Here is a 22,011-nt window from a genome sequence, read left to right on the forward strand (position 1 = left end):
TAAGTCAAAGAAAGAATTAAGCTTTGCGGAGGAAGTAGAGCAGAGTCTGCGCAAGAAATTCAGGAAGAATATCTGGTGTAAATTTACAAAGGCAATCAATGAATATGAACTTGTAAAACCGGGAGACAGAATTGCTGTCTGTATTTCCGGAGGAAAAGATTCTATGTTGCTGGCAAAGCTTTTTCAAGAACTGAAGCGTCATAATAAGTTTGATTTTGAGGTGAAGTTTCTTGTGATGGATCCAGGGTACAGTCCGGTTAACCGTCAGGTGATAGAGGAGAATGCAAAGCGTCTGGAGATTCCGATAGAGGTTTTTGAATCAGATATTTTCGAATCAGTTTTTAATATAGAAAAGTCACCATGTTATCTCTGTGCAAGAATGCGTCGTGGATATCTGTATAGTCATGCGCAGAAGATGGGATGCAATAAGATTGCATTAGGACATCATTATGATGATGTGATTGAGACAATCCTCATGGGGATGCTCTATTCAGCGCAGGTGCAGACGATGATGCCGAAGCTGCATAGTACAAATTTTGAAGGAATGGAACTGATCCGACCGCTCTATATGGTTCGCGAAGAAGATATCAAAGCATGGAGAGATTATAATGATCTGCATTTTCTTCAGTGTGCATGTAAGTTTACAGAAGCGTGCGCTACAACTGAGAATGAAGAGAATCTTTCTAAGCGTAAAGAAATCAAAGAATTAATCGCTACATTGAAAAAAGTAAATCCATATGTGGAAGGGAATATTTTCAAGAGTGTTGAAAATGTAAATCTGGATACTGTAGTTGCGTATAAGTCAAAAGGTGAGAAGCATCATTTCCTTGACACTTACGATGAGAAGTCGGAAGAACAAGGTGAATGATACGGAACTGCGGATGTAAACACAAAGTAGCGGATATAGAAATGCTAAATTGAAAAATTAAGAAAGAGGCTTGACTTCTGTTTGTCCCCATGATACAATGTTTGGGCGAATGGAAGTAGGCTTTTTTTTTATGCCTAAAAATTGATGGCTCGCAACCATCAGCAACACGTAGGTGAATATATTAAAAGCGAGGTGGAAGTTGTGCGCACAAGAATTACTCTGGAATGTACGGAATGCAAGAACCGTAACTACAACATGACAAAGGATAAGAAGACTCATCCGGAACGCATGGAAACCAAGAAGTACTGCAGATTCTGCAAATCACACACACTGCACAAAGAGACAAAATAATTGTTGTCGAAAGGAAGTGGAATTATGGGTGAGAATACAAAAACTCAGAAAAAGAGCTGGTTCAAAGGACTTAAGGCAGAGTTCAAGAAGATCGTTTGGCCAGACAAGAATACACTTGCTAAACAGACCACGGCAGTTGTTGCTGTCTCCGTAGTGCTTGGAGCGCTGATCTCAGTAGTTGATGCGCTTTTGAGATATGGAATTGACTTTTTAGTGAAATAGTTGATCGCAGCAGAAAGGTGATTTTATGTCAGAGGCAAAATGGTACGTCGTTCATACCTATTCAGGGTATGAGAACAAAGTAAAAGCAAACATTGACAAGACAATTGAGACTCGTCATCTGGAAGACCAGATTTTGGAAGTTCGTGTTCCACTTGAGGAAGTACCTGAGATACGTAATGGAGTGGAAAAGGTCGTACAGAGAAAGATGTTTCCTGGATATGTTATGATCCACATGATCATGAATGATGACACTTGGTATGTTGTAAGAAACACAAGAGGTGTTACGGGATTCGTCGGACCTGGATCCAAGCCGGTACCGCTTGATGAGAGTGAGATGGAGAACCTTGGAATCAAACAGGATGATGTGATCCTTGATCTTGAGATCGGTGATGTTGTAACTGTACTTAGCGGTGCATGGGAAGGAACAGTTGGAGCTGTTCAGACAATCAACGAACAGAAGAAGAGTCTGACAATCAATGTTGAGCTGTTTGGCCGAGAAACTCCGGTTGAACTTGGTTTTTCAGAAGTGAAGAAAATGGATTAAAATTGCGTGGGAGGGATGAGAATCCCGCCAATACCACAAGGAGGTAATTGAAATGGCAAAAAAAGTAGAAGGATATATCAAATTACAGATTCCTGCTGGAAAGGCAACTCCGGCACCACCGGTTGGTCCTGCACTTGGACAGCACGGTGTAAACATCGTAGAATTTACAAAACAGTTCAATGCTAGAACAGCAGATCAGGGAGATCTTATCATCCCTGTAGTAATCACTGTTTACAATGACAGAAGCTTCAGCTTCATCACAAAGACACCACCGGCAGCAGTTCTTATTAAGAAAGCTTGTAAGATTCAGTCCGGTTCTGGTGTACCGAACAAGACAAAAGTTGCTACAATCACAAAAGCTCAGGTTAGAGAGATCGCTGAAAAGAAGATGCCAGACCTGAACGCAGCTACAGTAGAGGCTGCTGAGAGCATGATCGCTGGAACATGCCGTTCCATGGGTGTAGTTGTAGAAGACTAATCCAGATTTTATAACGATTATATTGTAGGATACAATCAGCCGACCTTTTCCGGTGTCCTCGGGGGAGAGAGCGCTGAGAGTTCAATTGTTTAGTAAATTCATAAAGTGGGAGGGGCAAGTTCCCGCCAATACCACAAGGAGGTTATTGTAAAATGAAACGAGGAAAAAAATATATCGAAGCTGCAAAACTGATCGAAAGAGGAAATCTCTATGATCCTGCAGAAGCAGTAGCATTAGTAAAGAAATCAGCAACAGCAAAGTTTGACGAGACAATCGAGGCTCATATCAGAACAGGTTGTGACGGACGTCACGCTGATCAGCAGATCCGTGGTGCTGTAGTTCTTCCACACGGAACAGGTAAGAAGGTTCGCATCCTTGTGTTCGCTAAGGACGCTAAGGCAGAGGAAGCAAAAGCAGCAGGTGCTGACTTCGTTGGAGGAGACGAACTGATCCCGAAGATTCAGAACGAGGGATGGCTTGACTTCGACGTTGTAGTTGCTACACCGGATATGATGGGTGTTGTTGGACGTCTTGGACGTGTACTCGGACCTAAGGGACTTATGCCAAACCCGAAGGCTGGTACAGTAACAATGGACGTTACAAAAGCTATCAACGATATCAAAGCTGGTAAGATTGAGTACAGACTGGACAAGACAAACATTATCCATGTTCCGGTTGGAAAAGCATCCTTTACAGAGGAGCAGTTAGCGGACAACTTCCAGACGCTTATCGATGCAATTAACAAGGTTAGACCAGCCGCTGTTAAAGGTCAGTACCTGAAGAGTGTAACTCTTACATCTACAATGGGACCTGGCGTAAAGGTTAACCCGGTTAAGCTTGCATAATAAAATGTAAAAGAGACAGTTGCGAGACTGTCATAGAGGAGGGTCTGCTTTCGGCGGATCCTCTTTTGAAAAAGAAAAAAAGAAAAAGATGAAAAATAGGCTTGACATATGGAAAATAACATGGTATTATAGCCTAGCAACTGCCGAAGACAGTAGGTGCTGAAAAGCGTAAGTTATGAACGCCTACCGAGGAAGAATGAATTTTTACATGCGTATGAATTTGTAGAACCTCCACGTCTTTGGACCTGGAGATTTTTTTAGTTTCAGCAGAGTGATCTGCTGGGAACTTTGGCAGTACACGAATAATATAAGGAGGTGTACCGAAAAGTGGCAAAGGTTGAAGTAAAACAGCCAATCGTTGACAAGATTGCAGAAGAGATTAAAGACGCTCAGTCAGTAGTTCTCGTTGACTACCGTGGACTTACAGTTGCTCAGGATACAGAGCTTCGTAAACAGCTTAGAGAAGCTGGTGTGATCTACAAAGTTTACAAGAACACAATGATGAAGAGAGCTTTCGAGGGTACTGAATTTGCAGCCCTTGATGACTGCCTGGAAGGACCAAGCGCTATTGCTATTTCTAAAGATGACGCAACAGCACCGGCAAGAATCCTTTACAAATTTGCACAGGATGCTCCGGCACTTGAACTTAAGGGTGGTGTAGTTGAAGGAACAGCATATGATGTAGCAGGTATTTCTGAACTTGCTAAGATCCCTTCAAGAGACGAACTGCTTTCCAAGTTGCTTGGAAGCTTACAGTCACCTATCACAAACTTTGCTCGTGTTATCAAACAGATCGCAGAGCAGGGTGGAGAAGCGGCTCCAGCAGAAGCAGCAGAGGAGACAGCAACAGACGCAGAGTAATATGCGTCAGCTGATCTGGATACAGACAGCATATATGAGCAGATGCTCATCTAATTAATTAAGAATGAAAAGAAAAATGGAGGATATTTAAAATGGCTAAATTGACAACAGCTGAAATGATCGAAGCGATCAAAGAGTTATCAGTATTAGAGTTAAACGAGCTTGTTAAAGCTTGTGAAGAAGAGTTCGGCGTATCTGCAGCAGCAGGCGTTGTAGTTGCAGCAGCAGCTGAGGGTGCAGGAGCAGCAGAGAAAGATGAGTTCGATGTAGAGCTTACATCCGCTGGATCATCTAAAGTAAAAGTTATCAAGGCTGTTCGTGAGATCACAGGTCTTGGACTTAAAGAAGCTAAAGAGCTTGTAGACGGAGCTCCGAAGGTAGTTAAAGAGGCAGTTTCTAAAGCAGAGGCTGAGGAAATCAAAACTAAACTTGAAGAGCAGGGAGCAGAGGTTACTCTTAAATAATTTTCCTGAATATAAGTTTATTCCGACCGCAGAAGATGATATGCTTCTGCGGTCTTTTTGCGAAAGAGGCGTTAGAAATGGATGCAGTTGAGTTGACGAGAGAACTGATTAAGATAGAAAGTACGGATCCGGGAAGCTGGGAAACCGAGATTGGTGAATATATCTGCGACTATTTGAAAGAAAGTGGAGCAGATACAGAGACTTACGAAGTAGAGCCGGGAAGAAAAATTGTAAAAGGTGTTATGAAAGGTGCGAAAGCGCATCCGGCACTGGTGTTTATCTGTCACATGGATACGGTTGTTAAGGGCGAAGGATGGAAAAAGAATGCATTCGGCGCAGAAGTTTCAGGTGGGAAAATCTGGGGACGAGGAGCTTGTGATATGAAGTCAGGACTTGCAAGTGCGTTGACAGCATTTGCGGAGATGGCAAAATCACAGAAAGAGAATGCTGAGGATATAGAAAAACTTCCAGGAACATTGGTCTTTATCGGAACTGTAGACGAGGAAGCAGATATGAAAGGGTCAGAAGCAGCAGTGCAACAAGGATGGATTCAGAAGGAAGACTGGGTTCTTGATATGGAACCGACTTCCGGAATGATTCAGATGGCTCACAAAGGGAGAACCTGGTTTGAACTTAATGTGGAAGGTATTACTGCACATGCGAGTATGCCGGAGAAGGGGGCAGATGCAATCGCCGGAATCGCATTTATGATCGCAGAGATTCGAAAAGCGATGGCAAAAGTACCGACACATGAAGAACTTGGAAAGTCTACGGTTACATTTGGACAGATTTCCGGAGGATACAGTCCATATGTAGTATCAGATCACAGCATGGTGACGATAGATATGCGTCTTGTTCCGCCGATGAATACACAAGAGGCAGAAAAGATTGTTCGAAAAGCAATTGAAATTGGGGAAAATGCAGTTCCGGGTGTAAAGGGTTCTTATAAGATTACAGGTGACAGACCACCGGTGGAGACACACATGGAGTCAGGTCTTATGAAAGCTTTATCTGAATCAGTGAAAAAAGTTACTGGAAAAGATCCGGTTGTGTCAGCGTTCACGGGTTATACAGACACAGCAGTTGTGGCAGGTCTTTTGGGAAATCCGAATTGTATGTCTTATGGGCCGGGAAATCTTGCACAGGCTCATAAACCGGATGAGTATGTTGAAATTGCGGATATTGAGCGGTGTGTTCAGGTTTATCGTGAGCTGATCTGTCTTTATGAAGATATGATATAGAAGTTATTTCTGAAAAAAAGATACTGTTCAAAAGGAAAAAGCTTAGAATAGCGGAAGATATAACATATCTTGAGAAAAAAGTCAAGAAAAATATAAAAAACACAAGAATCATGTTGACAATAAAAAGAGCTTTGTGATATAGTAAAAAATGCGCTATTATGGAAAGGTATGCCATATAGTGACAGAGAATACTGTCGCAAGGCTCTTTTCATTTTTATATAACTGGAACTCGTAAAAGGCAGTTTATTGCCTGCAAAAACAATAAATGAGGAGTGAAACGTCAATGGAGAAAAACAGAATTCGTCCCATCAAAACCGGAAAAAGCTTCCGCATGAGCTATTCCAGGCAGCAAGAAGTATTGGAGATGCCTAACCTCATTGAAGTTCAGAAAGATTCCTATCAGTGGTTTCTTGACAAAGGACTGAAAGAGGTATTCGATGATATTTCCCCGATCGCAGATTACAATGGTCATCTGAGTCTGGAATTTGTGGATTTTACACTCTGCGAGGAAGATGCAAAATATACGATTGATGAGTGTAAAGAACGTGATGCAACTTATGCAGCACCTCTGAAAGTCAGAGTAAGGCTTTATAATAAGGAGACTGATGAGATTAACGAGCATGAGATCTTTATGGGAGATCTTCCGCTGATGACAAAGACAGGTACTTTTGTTATCAATGGTGCTGAGCGTGTTATCGTCAGCCAGCTTGTGCGTTCCCCGGGTATCTATTATGGAATCGCACATGATAAGTTCGGTAAGAAACTTTATTCAGCAACTGTTATCCCGAACCGTGGAGCATGGCTGGAATATGAGACTGATTCCAATGACGTTTTCTATGTACGTGTAGACCGTACAAGAAAAGTGCCGATCACAGTTCTGATCCGTGCACTTGGAGTAGGTACAAATGCAGAGATCATTGAACTCTTTGGTGAAGAGCCAAAACTTCTTGCAAGTTTTGGAAAAGATACTTCTGAGAACTACCAGGAAGGTCTGTTAGAGCTCTATAAGAAGATCCGTCCGGGCGAGCCGCTGGCAGTAGACAGTGCAGAAAGCCTGATTACAAGCATGTTCTTTGATCCAAGACGTTATGATCTTGCCAAAGTTGGACGTTATAAGTTTAATAAGAAGCTTCTTCTTAAGAACCGTGTATCAGGACAGATCCTCGCTGAGGATGCTGTAAGTGCGATCACAGGTGAAGTTGTTGCTGAAAAGGGAACAAAGATTACTCGTGAGATCGCTGATATGATCCAGAATGCGGCAGTACCGTACATCTGGGTAGAGGGTGAAGAGACTTCCAGAAATATCAAGGTTCTTTCCAATATGATGGTTGACCTCCAGGCTGTTGTTGATATTGATCCGGCCGAGGTTGGCGTGACAGAGCAGGTATATTATCCGGTTCTTGCAGGAATCATTGAAGAATCTGCAGGTGATGTAGATGAGATGAAGAGACTGATTAAGAGAGATCTTCATGATCTGATTCCGAAGCACATCACAAAAGAAGATATTTTTGCATCTATCAACTACAACATGCATCTTGAGTATGGCATGGGAAATGATGATGATATCGACCATCTGGGTAACAGACGTATCCGTGCGGTTGGAGAACTTCTTCAGAATCAGTACAGAATCGGTCTGTCCAGACTGGAAAGAGTTGTTCGTGAGAGAATGACAACACAGGATCAGGATGGTATTTCACCACAGTCCCTGATCAACATTAAGCCTGTAACAGCAGCAGTGAAGGAATTCTTCGGATCTTCCCAGCTGTCACAGTTCATGGATCAGAACAACCCGCTTGGAGAGCTGACACATAAGAGACGTCTCTCCGCACTTGGTCCTGGAGGTCTGTCAAGAGACCGTGCAGGATTCGAGGTCCGCGACGTTCACTATTCTCACTATGGAAGAATGTGTCCTATCGAGACTCCTGAAGGTCCTAACATCGGTCTGATCAACTCCCTCGCATGTTATGCGAGAATCAACGAGTATGGATTTATCGAAGCACCATACCGTAAAGTTGACAAGACAGATCCGATGAACCCGGTTGTTACAGATGAAGTTGTATATATGACTGCTGATGAAGAGGATAATTACCATGTAGCACAGGCGAATACACCTCTTGATGAAGAAGGTCATTTCATTAATAAGAACGTATCCGGTCGTTACCGTGAGGAAACACAGGACTACGAAAGAAATAAATTCGATTACATGGACGTATCACCTAAGATGGTGTTCTCCGTGGCTACAGCGTTGATTCCGTTCCTTCAGAACGATGATGCCAACCGTGCGCTGATGGGATCTAACATGCAGCGTCAGGCAGTACCGCTTCTTACAACAGAAGCTCCGGTAGTCGGAACAGGTATGGAAGTTAAGACAGCTGTTGACTCCGGTGTGGCTGAAGTTGCAGAGCAAGCTGGTGTGGTTGAAAGCTCTACATCTACAAGCATCACGATCAGACATGATGACGGAACAAAGAAAACATATAAACTGACAAAATTCCAGAGAAGTAACCAGAGCAACTGCTACAACCAGAGACCAATTGTTGACAAAGGTGAACGCGTTGAGGCAGGACAGGTTATCGCTGATGGACCGTCTACATCCGGTGGAGAGATGGCTCTTGGTAAGAACCCACTGATCGGATTCATGACATGGGAAGGTTACAACTACGAGGATGCTGTTCTCTTAAGTGAGAGACTGGTTCAGGATGATGTCTACACATCTGTTCATATTGAAGAATATGAAGCAGAAGCAAGAGATACAAAGCTCGGACCAGAAGAGATCACAAGAGACATCCCAGGTGTTGGTGATGATGCACTGAAAGATCTGGATGAGAGAGGAATCATCCGTATCGGTGCTGAGGTTCGTGCCGGAGATATCCTTGTCGGAAAAGTAACTCCAAAGGGAGAGACAGAGCTGACTGCTGAAGAGAGACTGCTTCGTGCAATCTTCGGTGAGAAAGCACGTGAGGTAAGAGATACATCTCTGAAAGTACCTCATGGAGAATATGGTATCGTAGTAGATGCCAAAGTGTTTACAAGAGAAAACGGAGATGAGCTGTCACCTGGAGTAAATCAGGCAGTTCGTATTTACATCGCTCAGAAGAGAAAGATCTCCGTTGGTGATAAGATGGCCGGACGACATGGAAACAAGGGTGTTGTTTCCCGTGTACTTCCAGTAGAAGATATGCCATTCCTTCCGAATGGACGTCCTCTGGATATCGTGCTGAACCCACTGGGTGTGCCTTCTCGTATGAACATCGGACAGGTGCTTGAGATTCATCTGAGTCTTGCAGCAAAAGCACTTGGATTCAACGTATCAACTCCTGTATTCGCAGGTGCGAACGAGAACGATATTATGGATACACTGGATCTGGCAAATGATTATGTAAACCTTGAGTGGGATGAGTTCGAGAAGAAGCATGGCGAAGAGCTTCGTCCGGAAGTTCTCCAGTTCCTGTCTGAGAACAGAGATCACAGAGAACTCTGGAAGGGTGTTCCGCTGTCAAGAGACGGTAAAGTTCGTCTTCGTGACGGACGTACAGGAGAGTACTTCGACAGCCCGGTAACAATCGGACACATGCATTATCTGAAACTGCATCATCTGGTAGACGACAAGATCCATGCTCGTTCTACTGGTCCTTACTCTCTCGTAACACAGCAGCCGCTGGGTGGAAAAGCTCAGTTCGGTGGACAGCGTTTCGGAGAGATGGAGGTATGGGCCCTGGAGGCTTATGGTGCATCTTATACACTGCAGGAGATCCTGACAGTGAAGTCTGACGACGTTGTAGGACGTGTGAAGACATATGAGGCAATTATTAAGGGAGAGAATATTCCTGAACCAGGAGTTCCTGAGTCATTTAAGGTTCTTCTTAAAGAGCTCCAGTCACTTGCTCTGGATGTCCGTGTACTGCGTGATGACAATACAGAGGTTAAGATCATGGAGAGCGTTGATTACGGTGAGACAGACCTGCGTCATATCATCGAAGGAGACAGAAAGTATCGTGATGAGAATGAATCTTTCGGAGAGCATGGATTCACAGAGAAGGAGTTTGTCGGAGAAGAACTGGAAGATGTTGAACCGGACGAAGAGCCGGACGACAGCGATCTTGAGAACTTAAGTTTTGATGATGATGATTACCTGGGTGAGGAATAATAAGGAGGAGCCGTTTTTATGCCAAATAACAATGAACAACAATATGAACCGTTAACATTTGATGCGATTAAGATCGGCCTGGCTTCACCTGAAAAAATCCTGGAGTGGTCCAGAGGTGAGGTAACAAAGCCGGAGACCATCAATTACAGGACTTTGAAGCCGGAGAAGGACGGACTTTTCTGTGAGAGAATCTTCGGACCAAGCAAAGACTGGGAGTGTCACTGCGGTAAATACAAAAAGATCCGTTATAAGGGCGTTGTATGTGATCGCTGTGGTGTTGAGGTCACAAAGGCCAGTGTTCGTCGTGAGCGTATGGGACACATCGCTCTGGCAGCACCGGTATCCCATATCTGGTACTTCAAAGGAATTCCGAGCCGTATGGGTCTGATCCTTGATATTTCTCCAAGAACACTGGAGAGAGTACTTTACTTTGCTTCTTACATCGTGCTTGATAAGGGAGAGACAGATCTCTCTTACAAGCAGATCCTTTCAGAGGCAGAGTATCAGGAAGCAAAGGAAAAATGGGGAAGACATGCATTCCGTGTAGGTATGGGTGCTGAATCCATCAAAGAGCTTCTTGAGTCTATTGACCTTGAGAAAGAATATGCAGAACTTCAGGCAGGCCTGGAGAATGCAACAGGACAGAAGCGTGCGAGAATTGTAAAACGTCTGGAAGTTGTAGAAGCATTCCGCGAGTCCGGAAACAGACCGGAGTGGATGATCCTTACAGCTATCCCGGTTATCCCGCCGGATCTGCGTCCTATGGTACAGCTGGATGGAGGACGTTTTGCAACATCTGACCTGAATGATCTGTACAGAAGAATCATTAACAGAAATAACCGTCTGAGAAGACTCCTTGAACTGGGAGCACCAGATATTATCGTAAGAAACGAGAAGCGTATGCTTCAGGAAGCTGTTGATGCGCTGATCGATAACGGACGTCGTGGACGTCCGGTAACAGGACCTGGAAACAGAGCACTCAAGTCTCTGTCTGACATGCTGAAAGGTAAGTCCGGACGTTTCCGTCAGAACCTGCTTGGAAAACGTGTTGACTATTCAGGACGTTCTGTTATCGTCGTTGGACCAGAACTGAAGATCTATCAGTGTGGTCTGCCGAAAGAGATGGCAATCGAGCTGTTCAAGCCATTCGTTATGAAAGAGCTTGTAGCGAACGGAACAGCACACAATATCAAAAATGCAAAGAAAATGGTCGAGAGACTTCAGCCAGAGGTATGGGATGTGCTTGAAGAAGTAATCAAAGAGCATCCGGTTATGCTGAACCGTGCCCCTACTCTGCATAGACTTGGTATCCAGGCATTCGAGCCAATCCTTGTAGAAGGTAAGGCAATCAAGCTTCATCCACTGGTATGTACAGCTTACAATGCCGATTTCGATGGAGACCAGATGGCTGTCCATGTACCGCTGTCACAGGAAGCACAGGCAGAGTGCCGTTTCCTTCTTCTTTCACCAAACAACTTGCTGAAACCATCTGATGGTGGTCCGGTAGCCGTTCCTTCACAGGATATGGTACTTGGTATTTACTATCTGACTCAGCTTCGTCCTGGTGCAAAGGGAGAGGGCATGTTCTTTAAGAGCGTGAACGAGGCTATTCTTGCATACGAGAATGGATATATCACACTTCACTCACAGATTAAAGTACGTGTGACAAAGACTCTTGCAAATGGAGAAGAGAAGACAGGAACTATCGATGCAACACTTGGTCGTCTTCTGTTTAATGAGATCATTCCACAGGATCTTGGTTTTGTAGACCGTGAGGTTGAGGGAAATGAACTTAAGATGGAAATTGACTTCCATGTTGGTAAGAAACAGCTGAAGCAGATCCTTGAGAAAGTTATCAACACTCATGGAGCTACACAGACAGCAGAAGTTCTTGATGATGTTAAGGCAATCGGATACAAGTTCTCTACAAGAGCAGCTATGACAGTATCCATTTCCGATATGACTGTACCACCGCAGAAACCGCAGATGATGCAGGAAGCACAGGATACAGTAGACAAGATCACAAAGAACTATAAACGTGGTCTTATCACAGAGGAAGAGCGTTACAAAGAAGTTGTTGAGACATGGAAAGCAACTGATGATAAACTGACAGAGGCACTGCTGACAGGTCTTGATAAATACAATAACATCTTCATGATGGCAGATTCCGGAGCCCGTGGATCTGACAAGCAGATCAAACAGCTTGCAGGTATGCGTGGACTTATGGCTGATACAACAGGTCGTACGATCGAGTTGCCTATCAAGTCAAACTTCCGTGAAGGTCTTGACGTACTGGAATACTTCATGTCTGCCCATGGAGCTCGAAAAGGAATGGCCGATACAGCTCTTCGTACAGCCGATTCCGGTTACCTGACAAGACGTCTTGTAGACGTATCTCAGGAGCTTATCATTCACGATGCAGATTGTGCAAAACCGGGTCAGCCGATTCCGGGAATGTATGTATCTGCATTCATGGATGGAAATGAAGAGATTGAGAGCCTTCAGGATCGTATCACAGGAAGATTTGCTGCTGAGGATCTTAAAGATAAAGACGGAAACGTCCTTGTAAAAGCAAACCATATGATTACACCTCGTCGTGCAGAGCGCGTGATGAAGAAAGGTGTTGACGAGAACGGAAATCCTCTTGAGCAGGTTAAGATCCGTACAATTCTTACATGTAAATGTAAGAACGGTGTATGCTCCAAATGTTATGGTGCGAACATGGCAACAGGTGAGGCAGTTCAGGTTGGTGAGGCAGTCGGAATCATGGCCGCTCAGTCAATCGGAGAACCAGGTACACAGCTTACTATGCGTACATTCCATAATGGTGGAGTTGCCGGTGACGATATCACACAGGGTCTTCCTCGTGTCGAGGAGCTTTTCGAGGCAAGAAGACCTAAGGGACTTGCCATCATCACAGAGATCGCAGGACGTGCAACACTCAGTGATACAAAGAAGAAACGTGAGGTTATCGTTACAAACGAAGAGACAGGAGAATCCAAATCCTATCTTATTCCTTACGGATCACGTATCAAAGTACAGGACGGCGTTATGCTTGAAGCCGGAGATGAGCTTACAGAAGGTAGCGTAAATCCACATGATATCCTGAAAATCAAAGGACTTCGTGCAACACAGGATTATATGCTCCAGGAAGTACAGCGTGTATACCGTCTCCAGGGTGTTGAGATCAACGATAAGCATATCGAGGTTATCGTTCGTCAGATGCTGAAGAAGATCAGAATCGAAGAGAAGGGTGATACAGAGTTCCTGCCTGGAACAATGGTAGACGTTCTTGAGTTCGAAGAAGTAAACGAGCAGCTTGTTGCAGAAGGAAAAGAGCCGGCTACCGGAGAGCAGATCATGCTTGGTATCACAAAGGCTTCTCTGGCAACAGAATCCTTCCTGTCAGCCGCTTCCTTCCAGGAGACAACAAAGGTTCTGACAGAAGCAGCTATCAAGGGTAAAGTTGACCATCTGGTTGGTCTGAAAGAGAACGTTATCATCGGTAAACATATTCCTGCCGGAACAGGTATGAAGAAGTACCGTGATGTAAAACTCAACACAGATATTAAGATGGAAGATGAACTGGATCTTGAAGATGACATTGAATTCGACGAGAATGCTGATCTGACAGATGAACTTACAGAAGAAGCTATTGTAGACAAAAATGCAGATGCAGTTGAGGAAACAGTAACAGAAACTGAAGAGTCTACAGAAGAATAAGAAAAAAAGCATATTTAATATGCTGACATAAAAAAATATCCCCATGGATGAGAAATCGTCTATGGGGATATTTTTATACAAATAAAGATTTGGTGTAGAGATTATTTTTCGAGTGCGGACGAAATCCGATAGCACTTATAAAGTTTATTCTAATAGACAGACTTTTTCGTCGCTATCTGATTTCTACTCTCTCGAAAGAAGAACTCTACTTAAGAAGCAGATGCACTGGATGTTCTGTAGAATGATATCCATCTCTCAAACGTGTTTGTGTTTAATAAAATTTAACGTAGAAGTCTATCTTTTTCAATAAACAGAAAATATGAGCTTGAAGAAGTTTCATGTTAGAAGAGTGATACAGGAATGAAGACGAATGTGGAGCATGCTTGCTCATACTTGAAAAACAATAGATTGCGTTAAAGAAAGGATTGACAGCTGTCTGAGCGGCAGCGAGTTTGTCAATCCTTTCTTTGCTTTTAGCAGTCTGTTGTTTTTCCTAGTATGAACAGTATGCGTAACCCTGAGTCGGCGTTCCTGTATCATTCTTCTAACAATCGACTTCCTAAAATAATATTTTCTGTTTTCGTCCGTATATCAGTAAAATGATTTCTACGCTAAATTTATATTTAGATAGTCTCTCCATTTTTATATTTCTGAAGTACATTCTGGATACGCTCATTCGGACTGAGAATCTCGCTCAGTGATCCGTCATGATTCAGAGTATCAATGATCAGAGCAATGTACTTGCTCATATCGCAGTTGATATAATATGGTTTTGAAAGAAGGTTTGGTGTCTGATAGATGAGGTTTGTTGTCAGGATACCATCAATAATACCTTCTTCATAAGCTTTGTCAAACTTCTCCATTCCGTTAGTAAACAGACCAAAAGTAGCAGCGGCAAAGATACGTTTTGCTTTACGTCTCTTTAATTCTGTAGCAACTTCAATGATACTGTCTCCGGAAGAAATCATATCATCAATAATAATTACATCTTTGCCCTCTACAGAGCTTCCAAGGAACTCATGAGCAACGATAGGGTTACGTCCGTTTACAATCTGAGTGTAATCACGGCGTTTGTAGAACATACCCATATCCAGACCAAGAACGTTGGCAAGATATACAGCACGGTTTGTACCACCTTCATCCGGACTGATCGCCATCATATGTTCACTGTCGATCTGAAGATCCTTTACCTTGCGAAGAAGACCTTTGATGAACTGATAAGTTGGTGAGATTGTCTCAAATCCACTCAGCGGAATCGCATTTGATACACGAGGGTCATGAGCATCAAAAGTGATAATATTGTCAACTCCCATACGGACAAGCTCCTGAAGCGCAAGTGCGCAGTCAAGAGATTCACGGGAAGTTCTCTTATGCTGACGGCTTTCATAAAGGAATGGCATAATAACGTTAATACGGCGTCCCTTACCACCTACAGCAGCGATGATTCTCTTTAAGTTCTGGAAATGGTCATCCGGTGACATATGGTTTGTGTTTCCTGTCAGAGAGTAAGTAACATTATAATTACATACATCGACCATCAGGTATATATCCTTTCCACGTACGGATTCTCCAAGGATACCTTTGGCTTCACCAGAACCGAAACGCGGTACGCTGGCATTAATCAGATAATTCTCTTTCTTATATCCGGAGAAAGCAACATCATTCTTGTGCTCGTGAGCGCTTTCGCGGCGCCATTTAACAAGGTAATCATTTACCTTATTTCCAAGCTCTTCACAGCCAAGTAAAGGAATGATTCCAAGGCTTCCTACTGGTATGTTCTCCAAGATACGTTCTGAACGACTTAACATGAGTCATAATCCTCCTAATGTTCTAACTTCTTTTTAATACGTATATCATCACCGACTATTTTCAACAGACTATATCTGCTTGTAATTCTGGAGAAAGAACGCTCAGTATAAAGATCAGCGAGCGACTCCAAAGAAAGGTTTGTTGAAATAATCGTTGATTTCCTATGCAGCAGCCTTTCATTGATGCAAGTAAAAAACTGTGATGCAATAAAGGCGTTTGTGTACTCTGTACCAAGATCATCAATAATAAGCAGATCACAGTCAAAAATGTATTCACACATGTTATGTGCATCAATGTCATTTTTGTCAAATGCATTCTTGGCAAGAGTATTAAAAAGCTGTGGAGCAGAAAAATACAAAACAGAATATTCTCTGTTCATAATCTCTTTTGCGATACAGGTGGAGAGAAAGGTTTTCCCAACACCGACATCTCCATAGAAAAAGAGATTGTTAAACTCTGTACCAAAGCTGTCGATAAAATGATGGCAGATGCGCAAAGTATCTTCCATCATGGAACGAGAAGAACGTCCCGTTTTCTTATCGTAATGTGAAACCGGATAATAGTCAAGTCTGAAATTGCTAAAATCTGCTTCTACAGGGAATTTTTTAATATTTGACTGGTCATAAAGCAATCCAATGATCGCTTTTTTGAAACAATGACATTTTTTATTACCAATGTATCCAGTGTCTTTACAATCCGGACAGTCGTAAACCGGCTCCAGATAATCTTCTGGGAAGCCGGCTGATTTGAGCAGATGAATCTTACGATTACGTAATTCTGCAAGATCTTTCTTTAAAGCATCAACTGCACTGGTATCTCCATCAAGTAGTTTCTTTCCATGCTGAATAGACAGTGAGGCAATGGAGTCATCAAGTGTTTTAAATTCAGGGAGCTTTTTATAGACTTCTTCATACCGGGCCACCTGAATGTCATGGCTATGTAATTGTTTCTGCTCATATTTACGCATGATTGCATGGTACTGTGAATTTTTTAATCCCATGAAAAGACTCCTTTTAAATTCTCTTAAATATAATTGATCTTCTAAACTATTGTTTTTTCATTAGTTGCTCTTTAAAAGCTGCTCTTCCAGAGAATCCATGTCGTAGGAACGTCTCTCAAAATTATTCAGATTTCTTGTGACATTCTTTGGTTTTGTGGCAGGACTTCTATGTAAGGAACGTTCTTTCTGGAATTCATGATCCAAGGCATTGATATCAGTCAGATGATGAATATTGCATTCATACCATTTTGTGAGAATGGAGTCAGCATATTCAAAACTTGGCTGATGTGTGGCAGAGATTGTTCTGCGACAGGCTTCCTGAATGATGTCAGTGGAAAATCCATAAGTATCAGCCCATTTATTAATATATTCCAGTTCGGAAGAGGCAGGTCCTCTGTTCTTAATGCCGAATGCATTCAAAACCGTGTAGCAGTTACGGCTGTATGCAGCAGCCTGTTCTTTTGCCTGTGATATAGTTTCAACTCCGTTCTCTACCCAGGAAATGGCAACCTTCTGGATATAATGCATACTCTTATGTCCGTTCTCTACACAGGATTCAATCAGATATTCAATCAAATCAGCAGACATATGCAGCGTATCATAGAAGTAAGTAATTGTGTCGACATCCGTATGCGTCAGTGTCTTGCCAAGGTACTGTTCTGTGATAAACAGGAGAGACTTGATCTCCTTCTGGGCACGGAATGTATCAAGAGGAACCGCATTGGAAACAGGAGTCTGGATACTGCTTTCTACCGGTGCAGAAACAGCTTCTGAGCGGAACTCTGTTACCGGAGCTACCGGAGTCTGAGTTGGAATTGAATCCTGTGGATAGCCTGATGCACAGCCGGAAAAATCAGTTGTATCTCCACAAGTATTCTCTTCTTCATCGCGAAGAAATTCAACGGCAGTGATTCCACCGTCCGGTCCGTGTCCAAGTCTGAGAAGACCGACAGATTCCCAGTAACGGAAAGCGCGAAGAACATCATTCTCTGTATTATTCAGATAATCTGCGATCATGGAGATGCTCAGAGAAGATGCAGCATCCTCAACATGGCGGAGAAGAAAAAGGTATACTTTTACAAACTCTCCGTTCGCATTCGCCATATAATGATCTACAAAGCTGTTCGGCAGCATTGTCATATTCATCTGAAAATTATTCTTTAAAACCAAAGTCTTCATAACTTATCCTGCTTTCTCTATGTATTAACCAATTGCCACTTGCTCTGTCTGATGAGGGGCAACCTGAAATCTATATCTTCTTCTCTTTAGTGTGAATATTATAACATCATATGAGAATCTTAAAAAGAATTTTCGAGTGGGTAACTAGGACTTTTTTGTAGATAACTATGTGGAGAAAATGTGGATAAAGTGTGGAAAAGTTCACATGCATGTGGATATCTATGTGAACTTTTCCACAGAATAGTTTAGCAAAGTTATTGAGAAAGCCTTATTTTAAAATGTCTTCGCCGATTTTGACAACATCTCCGGCTCCCATTGTGATCAGGAGATCTCCGGATTTGCAGTTTTCTTTAAGGAAAGCTTCTATTTCTTCAAAACTTGGAAGGTAATGTGCATCTGTTCCAAGTTTACGTGCTTCCTCTGCAAGACCGGCAGAAGAAACTCCGAGAGTATCTGTCTCACGAGCTGCATAGATATCTGCAAGCACCAGATGATCCGTGTGAGAAAGAGCTTCTGCAAATTCATGGAAGAAAGCCTTTGTTCTCGTATAAGTATGTGGCTGGAAGACACACCATACCTGATTGTGTGGGTAGTGCTGTGCAGCCTTCAGAGTAGCGGCAATCTCTGTCGGATGATGTGCATAATCATCGACAACAGTTACACCGTTAAATGTTCCCTTGTATTCGAAACGACGGTCTGTTCCACTGAAAGAAAGAATTCCTTTTTTAATTGTTTCCATTGGAATCTGAAGCAGTTCAGCAGTAGCAATAGATGCAAGTGCATTTGACACATTATGATCACCTGTTACAGAAAGCTGGATATGGTCAACCACTTTTCCGTTCTTTATAAGATCAAATGCAACAAGCCCTTTTTCATCATAAGTGATGTTAGAAGCACTGTAGTCAAGCATATCAGAAGAACCATAAGTGATCACATTGCAGTCAAGACCGTCATAAATCTCCTGATAATTGTCGATATCACCATTGATGATCAAAGTTCCATCAGAAGGAAGAAGTGCTGCAAACTGATGGAAAGAGTGTCTGATGTCTTCAAGATCCTTGAAGAAGTCCAGATGATCTTCCTCAATATTGAGGATGACACTGATCTTCGGATAAAAATGAAGGAAACTGTTTGTATACTCACAGGCTTCTGTGATAAAAGTCTCGGATTTTCCAACGCGGATGTTACCACCGATTGCCTTGAGAATACCGCCGACAGAAATTGTAGGATCCAGATCGGCTGCAAGTAAAATATGAGAGATCATGGATGTAGTAGTAGTTTTTCCATGAGTACCGGATACAGCGATCGGTGTCTTGTAATTTTTCATCAGCTGTCCAAGCAGCTCTGCGCGTGTAAGCATTGGAATCTTGCGGGCAACAGCTTCCATAAGCTCTGGATTAGCTTTATTGATCGCAGCAGTGTATACAACACAGTCAATTCCGTCAGAAATGTTCTCGGCACACTGTCCGTAATGGATGATGGCACCTTCAGACTCCAGCTTCTTTGTAAGCGGAGACTCCTTTGAATCTGAACCGGATACAGTAAATCCTTCTTCCAGAAGAATCTCAGCAAGACCGCTCATACTGATTCCGCCAATTCCAATAAAATGAATATGTATCGGCTTTTCAAAATTGATTTTATACATTGAGATACGCCCTTTCTTTAATAGATTTTATAAAATAACTTGTGATTTTAGTCATAAATCTTCTATATCGTTTATATTATACTATATATCGAAAAAAAAGAAAGAAGATCTTTTTGGTAGAAATTGATAAAAAGGAGAAAAAAGTATGAAAAAAATTGTAAAATATGTTTGTTATTTCTAAATATATGGTATAATGATTCTAGCTTACTTGAAATGAGGTGACGTAATGTATAAGAAGGAAATGATTGCCATGCTGCTGGCGGGTGGACAGGGCAGTCGACTTGGAGTACTTACATCAAAAGTTGCAAAACCAGCAGTTGCTTTTGGTGGAAAGTACCGTATTATTGATTTCCCGCTTAGCAACTGTATTAACTCGGGAATCGATACGGTTGGTGTACTGACACAGTATCAGCCGCTTCGCCTGAATACACATATTGGAATTGGAATTCCGTGGGATCTGGATCGCAACGTTGGAGGTGTATCAGTTCTCCCACCATATGAGAAGAGTACAAACAGTGAGTGGTATACAGGAACAGCGAATGCCATTTATCAGAATCTGAATTACATAGAGACTTATAATCCGGACTATGTACTGATTCTTTCAGGAGATCATATTTATAAGATGGATTATGAAGTGATGCTTGATTTCCACAAGGCAAACAATGCTGATGTGACAATTGCAGCAATGCCGGTGCCGATGGAAGAAGCAAGCCGTTTCGGAATTGTAGTGACAGATCAGGACAGCAGGATCAAAGAATTCGAAGAGAAGCCTGAGAAGCCAAGCAGTAATCTGGCATCGATGGGAATCTATATCTTCAGCTGGCCGGTTCTTAAAGAGGCACTTATCAAGCTGAAAGACCAGCCAAACTGTGATTTCGGAAAACACATTATTCCATATTGTCATGAAAAAGGGGACAGGCTGTTTGCATATGAGTACAACGGATACTGGAAAGATGTTGGAACACTTAGCTCTTATTGGGAAGCGAATATGGAACTGATCGATATCATTCCGGAGTTTAATCTTTATGAAGAATTCTGGAAGATCTATACGAACAGTGCGAATATTCCTCCACAGTATATTGCAGAGAATGCTGTTGTAGACAAATGTATCATTGCAAACGGAACAGAAATTTACGGAGAAGTCCACAGTTCTGTTCTTGGAGGAAGTGTTACTGTAGGAAAGGGCAGCGTAGTCCGTGACTCAATTATTATGCAGGGAGTTACGATCGGAGAAAACTGCGTGATCGAGAAAGCAATCATAGCAGAAGACACGGTAATTGGAAATGATGTTTCTATCGGAATCGGAAGTGAAGTCCCGAATAAGATGAAACCGAATATTTACAGCGGTGGACTGGCTACGATCGGAGAGAATTCAGTGATTCCGGGAGGAGTACAGATTGGAAAGAATACCGCCATCAGTGGAGTGACATCATCCGAGGATTACATAGATGGAGTACTTGCAAGCGGTGAGACATTGATAAAGGCAGGTGACAGAGTATGAGAGCAGTAGGAATTATTTTAGCCGGCGGTAACAGCAGAAAGATGAAAGAGCTGACTTCAAGACGTGCGGCAGCAGCAATGCCGGTTGCCGGAAGCTATCGTGCAATTGACTTTACATTAAGTAATATGACAAACTCTCATATCCAGAAAGTTGCTGTGCTGACACAGTACAATGCCCGTTCTTTGAATGAGCATCTGAATTCCTCCAAATGGTGGGATTTCGGAAGAAAACAGGGTGGATTATATGTATTCACACCTACGATCACAGATGATAATGGTTACTGGTACAGAGGAACAGCAGATGCGATTTATCAGAATCTGGATTTCCTGAGAAGATGTCATGAACCTTATGTAATCATTACATCAGGTGATGCAGTCTATAAGATGGATTATAATAAAGTGCTGGAATATCATATTGCGAAGAAAGCAGATATCACTGTTGTTTGTAAAGAACTTGGAGCAGGAGAAGATGCGACAAGATTCGGAACCGTTAAGATGAATGAATCTTGCAGAATCGAAGAATTTGAAGAAAAACCGATGATTGCAAGATCACAGACAATCTCTACAGGAATTTATGTGATCCGCAGAAGACTGCTGATCGATCTTGTAGAACAATGTGCGGAAGAAGAGAGACATGATTTCGTAAATGATATCCTGATCCGTTATAAGAATGTAAAGAAGATTTATGGTTATAAGATTGAAAGTTATTGGAATAATATTTCAACAGTAGATGCATATTACAAGACGAATATGGATTTTCTGAAACCGGAAGTGAGAAAATATTTCTTCAAGGATCTGCCAAGTGTATATTCGAAGGTGAGTGATCAGCCACCGGCAAAATATAATCCGGGTGCGATCGTGAAGAACAGTCTGGTTGGAAGCGGAAGTATTATTAATGGAACGATAGAGAACTCAGTTATTTTCAAGAAAGTATTTGTTGGAAATAATTGCGTGATCAAGAACTCTATCATATTGAATGATGTATATCTTGGAGATAATACATACATTGAGAACTGTATTGTAGAGAGCAGGGATACGATCCGTGCGAATACAAGACATGTAGGGGAAGACGGAATTAAAATAGTTGTTGAAAAGAATGAAAGATATGCATTATAAGCCAAGATAAGCACAAAA

16 protein-coding genes, 1 pseudogene and 1 other annotated feature are annotated in these 22,011 nt (G+C 42.4%); of the genes and pseudogenes, 13 read left to right on the forward strand and 4 right to left on the reverse strand.

Annotated features, from left to right (window positions below):
* Positions 1-31 precede the first annotated feature (31 nt).
* From LI126_RS11825 to rpoC, 11 genes and pseudogenes are all read left to right on the forward strand, one after another.
* A pseudogene (locus LI126_RS11825) lies at positions 32-868 on the forward strand (tRNA lysidine(34) synthetase); the annotation flags it as partial.
* Between the two features lie 201 nt (positions 869-1,069).
* Positions 1,070-1,219, forward strand: a complete 150-nt coding sequence (rpmG, locus tag LI126_RS11830; RefSeq protein ID WP_054753150.1) for a 50S ribosomal protein L33 — start codon at positions 1,070-1,072, stop codon at positions 1,217-1,219.
* Positions 1,220-1,243: 24 nt separating this feature from the next.
* Positions 1,244-1,441 (forward strand): preprotein translocase subunit SecE, encoded by a 198-nt coding sequence (gene secE, locus LI126_RS11835; RefSeq protein WP_020437214.1) that lies wholly within the window; start codon positions 1,244-1,246, stop codon positions 1,439-1,441.
* A gap of 25 nt (positions 1,442-1,466) precedes the next feature.
* Positions 1,467-1,985, forward strand: a complete 519-nt coding sequence (gene nusG, locus LI126_RS11840) for a transcription termination/antitermination protein NusG (protein ID WP_227165456.1) — start codon at positions 1,467-1,469, stop codon at positions 1,983-1,985.
* Between the two features lie 52 nt (positions 1,986-2,037).
* Positions 2,038-2,463 (forward strand): 50S ribosomal protein L11, encoded by a 426-nt coding sequence (rplK, locus tag LI126_RS11845; protein ID WP_055171569.1) that lies wholly within the window; start codon positions 2,038-2,040, stop codon positions 2,461-2,463.
* Between the two features lie 152 nt (positions 2,464-2,615).
* Positions 2,616-3,308: a 50S ribosomal protein L1 gene (gene rplA / locus LI126_RS11850; RefSeq protein WP_015528662.1), complete on the forward strand. Its 693-nt coding sequence runs from the start codon at positions 2,616-2,618 to the stop codon at positions 3,306-3,308.
* A gap of 125 nt (positions 3,309-3,433) precedes the next feature.
* Positions 3,434-3,575: a sequence feature (ribosomal protein L10 leader region), on the forward strand.
* Positions 3,576-3,635: 60 nt separating this feature from the next.
* Entirely contained in the window at positions 3,636-4,169 is a 534-nt protein-coding gene (gene rplJ / locus LI126_RS11855) for a 50S ribosomal protein L10 (RefSeq protein ID WP_020437213.1), read from the forward strand.
* A 92-nt stretch (positions 4,170-4,261) separates the two neighbouring features.
* Entirely contained in the window at positions 4,262-4,633 is a 372-nt protein-coding gene (rplL, locus tag LI126_RS11860) for a 50S ribosomal protein L7/L12 (protein WP_227165457.1), read from the forward strand.
* A 77-nt stretch (positions 4,634-4,710) separates the two neighbouring features.
* Positions 4,711-5,874 (forward strand): M20 family metallopeptidase, encoded by a 1,164-nt coding sequence (locus LI126_RS11865; protein ID WP_227165458.1) that lies wholly within the window; start codon positions 4,711-4,713, stop codon positions 5,872-5,874.
* Between the two features lie 283 nt (positions 5,875-6,157).
* Complete coding sequence (rpoB, locus tag LI126_RS11870; RefSeq protein ID WP_020437211.1) at positions 6,158-10,021, forward strand: DNA-directed RNA polymerase subunit beta; 3,864 nt, start codon at positions 6,158-6,160, stop codon at positions 10,019-10,021.
* Between the two features lie 18 nt (positions 10,022-10,039).
* Positions 10,040-13,744: a DNA-directed RNA polymerase subunit beta' gene (gene rpoC / locus LI126_RS11875; RefSeq protein ID WP_055147892.1), complete on the forward strand. Its 3,705-nt coding sequence runs from the start codon at positions 10,040-10,042 to the stop codon at positions 13,742-13,744.
* A gap of 623 nt (positions 13,745-14,367) precedes the next feature.
* Here the strand turns inward: rpoC and LI126_RS11880 are convergent.
* The 4 genes from LI126_RS11880 to murC form a co-directional block, all read right to left on the reverse strand.
* Positions 14,368-15,552: a ribose-phosphate pyrophosphokinase gene (locus tag LI126_RS11880; protein ID WP_227165459.1), complete on the reverse strand. Its 1,185-nt coding sequence runs from the start codon at positions 15,550-15,552 to the stop codon at positions 14,368-14,370.
* A 14-nt stretch (positions 15,553-15,566) separates the two neighbouring features.
* Positions 15,567-16,553, reverse strand: coding sequence for an ATP-binding protein (locus LI126_RS11885; RefSeq protein ID WP_015528668.1), 987 nt, complete (start codon positions 16,551-16,553; stop codon positions 15,567-15,569).
* Between the two features lie 60 nt (positions 16,554-16,613).
* The gene (locus tag LI126_RS11890; protein WP_227165460.1) at positions 16,614-17,732 is read right to left on the reverse strand and encodes a DnaD domain protein; all 1,119 of its coding nucleotides are present in this window, start codon (positions 17,730-17,732) and stop codon (positions 16,614-16,616) included.
* Positions 17,733-18,000: 268 nt separating this feature from the next.
* Positions 18,001-19,377, reverse strand: coding sequence for a UDP-N-acetylmuramate--L-alanine ligase (gene murC, locus LI126_RS11895; RefSeq protein ID WP_226865805.1), 1,377 nt, complete (start codon positions 19,375-19,377; stop codon positions 18,001-18,003).
* Positions 19,378-19,603: 226 nt separating this feature from the next.
* On the opposite strand from murC, the gene LI126_RS11900 reads away from it, so the two are divergent.
* Both LI126_RS11900 and glgD read left to right on the forward strand, forming a co-directional pair.
* On the forward strand, positions 19,604-20,878 hold the full coding sequence (locus LI126_RS11900; protein WP_020437202.1) for a glucose-1-phosphate adenylyltransferase: 1,275 nt from the start codon (positions 19,604-19,606) through the stop codon (positions 20,876-20,878).
* Complete coding sequence (gene glgD, locus LI126_RS11905; RefSeq protein ID WP_015528672.1) at positions 20,875-21,993, forward strand: glucose-1-phosphate adenylyltransferase subunit GlgD; 1,119 nt, start codon at positions 20,875-20,877, stop codon at positions 21,991-21,993. The genes LI126_RS11900 and glgD overlap by 4 nt, the downstream gene beginning before the upstream one ends.
* Positions 21,994-22,011: the final 18 nt, after the last annotated feature.

This window comes from Mediterraneibacter sp. 210702-DFI.5.30, from assembly GCF_020560115.1.
Lineage (GTDB): Bacteria > Bacillota > Clostridia > Lachnospirales > Lachnospiraceae > Mediterraneibacter > Mediterraneibacter faecis.

Bases quoted from the DNA above. Each gene is read 5' to 3' on its own strand.
- secE (WP_020437214.1), top strand. From the start codon at position 1,244: ATGGGTGAGAATACAAAAACTCAGAAAAAGAGCTGGTTCAAAGGACTT.
- nusG (WP_227165456.1), top strand. From the start codon at position 1,467: ATGTCAGAGGCAAAATGGTACGTCGTTCATACCTATTCAGGGTATGAG.
- rplK (WP_055171569.1), top strand. From the start codon at position 2,038: ATGGCAAAAAAAGTAGAAGGATATATCAAATTACAGATTCCTGCTGGA.
- rplA (WP_015528662.1), top strand. From the start codon at position 2,616: ATGAAACGAGGAAAAAAATATATCGAAGCTGCAAAACTGATCGAAAGA.
- rplL (WP_227165457.1), top strand. From the start codon at position 4,262: ATGGCTAAATTGACAACAGCTGAAATGATCGAAGCGATCAAAGAGTTA.
- LI126_RS11865 (WP_227165458.1), top strand. From the start codon at position 4,711: ATGGATGCAGTTGAGTTGACGAGAGAACTGATTAAGATAGAAAGTACG.
- rpoB (WP_020437211.1), top strand. From the start codon at position 6,158: ATGGAGAAAAACAGAATTCGTCCCATCAAAACCGGAAAAAGCTTCCGC.
- rpoC (WP_055147892.1), top strand. From the start codon at position 10,040: ATGCCAAATAACAATGAACAACAATATGAACCGTTAACATTTGATGCG.
- LI126_RS11880 (WP_227165459.1), bottom strand. From the start codon at position 15,552: ATGTTAAGTCGTTCAGAACGTATCTTGGAGAACATACCAGTAGGAAGC.
- LI126_RS11885 (WP_015528668.1), bottom strand. From the start codon at position 16,553: ATGGGATTAAAAAATTCACAGTACCATGCAATCATGCGTAAATATGAG.
- LI126_RS11890 (WP_227165460.1), bottom strand. From the start codon at position 17,732: ATGAAGACTTTGGTTTTAAAGAATAATTTTCAGATGAATATGACAATG.
- murC (WP_226865805.1), bottom strand. From the start codon at position 19,377: ATGTATAAAATCAATTTTGAAAAGCCGATACATATTCATTTTATTGGA.
- LI126_RS11900 (WP_020437202.1), top strand. From the start codon at position 19,604: ATGTATAAGAAGGAAATGATTGCCATGCTGCTGGCGGGTGGACAGGGC.
- glgD (WP_015528672.1), top strand. From the start codon at position 20,875: ATGAGAGCAGTAGGAATTATTTTAGCCGGCGGTAACAGCAGAAAGATG.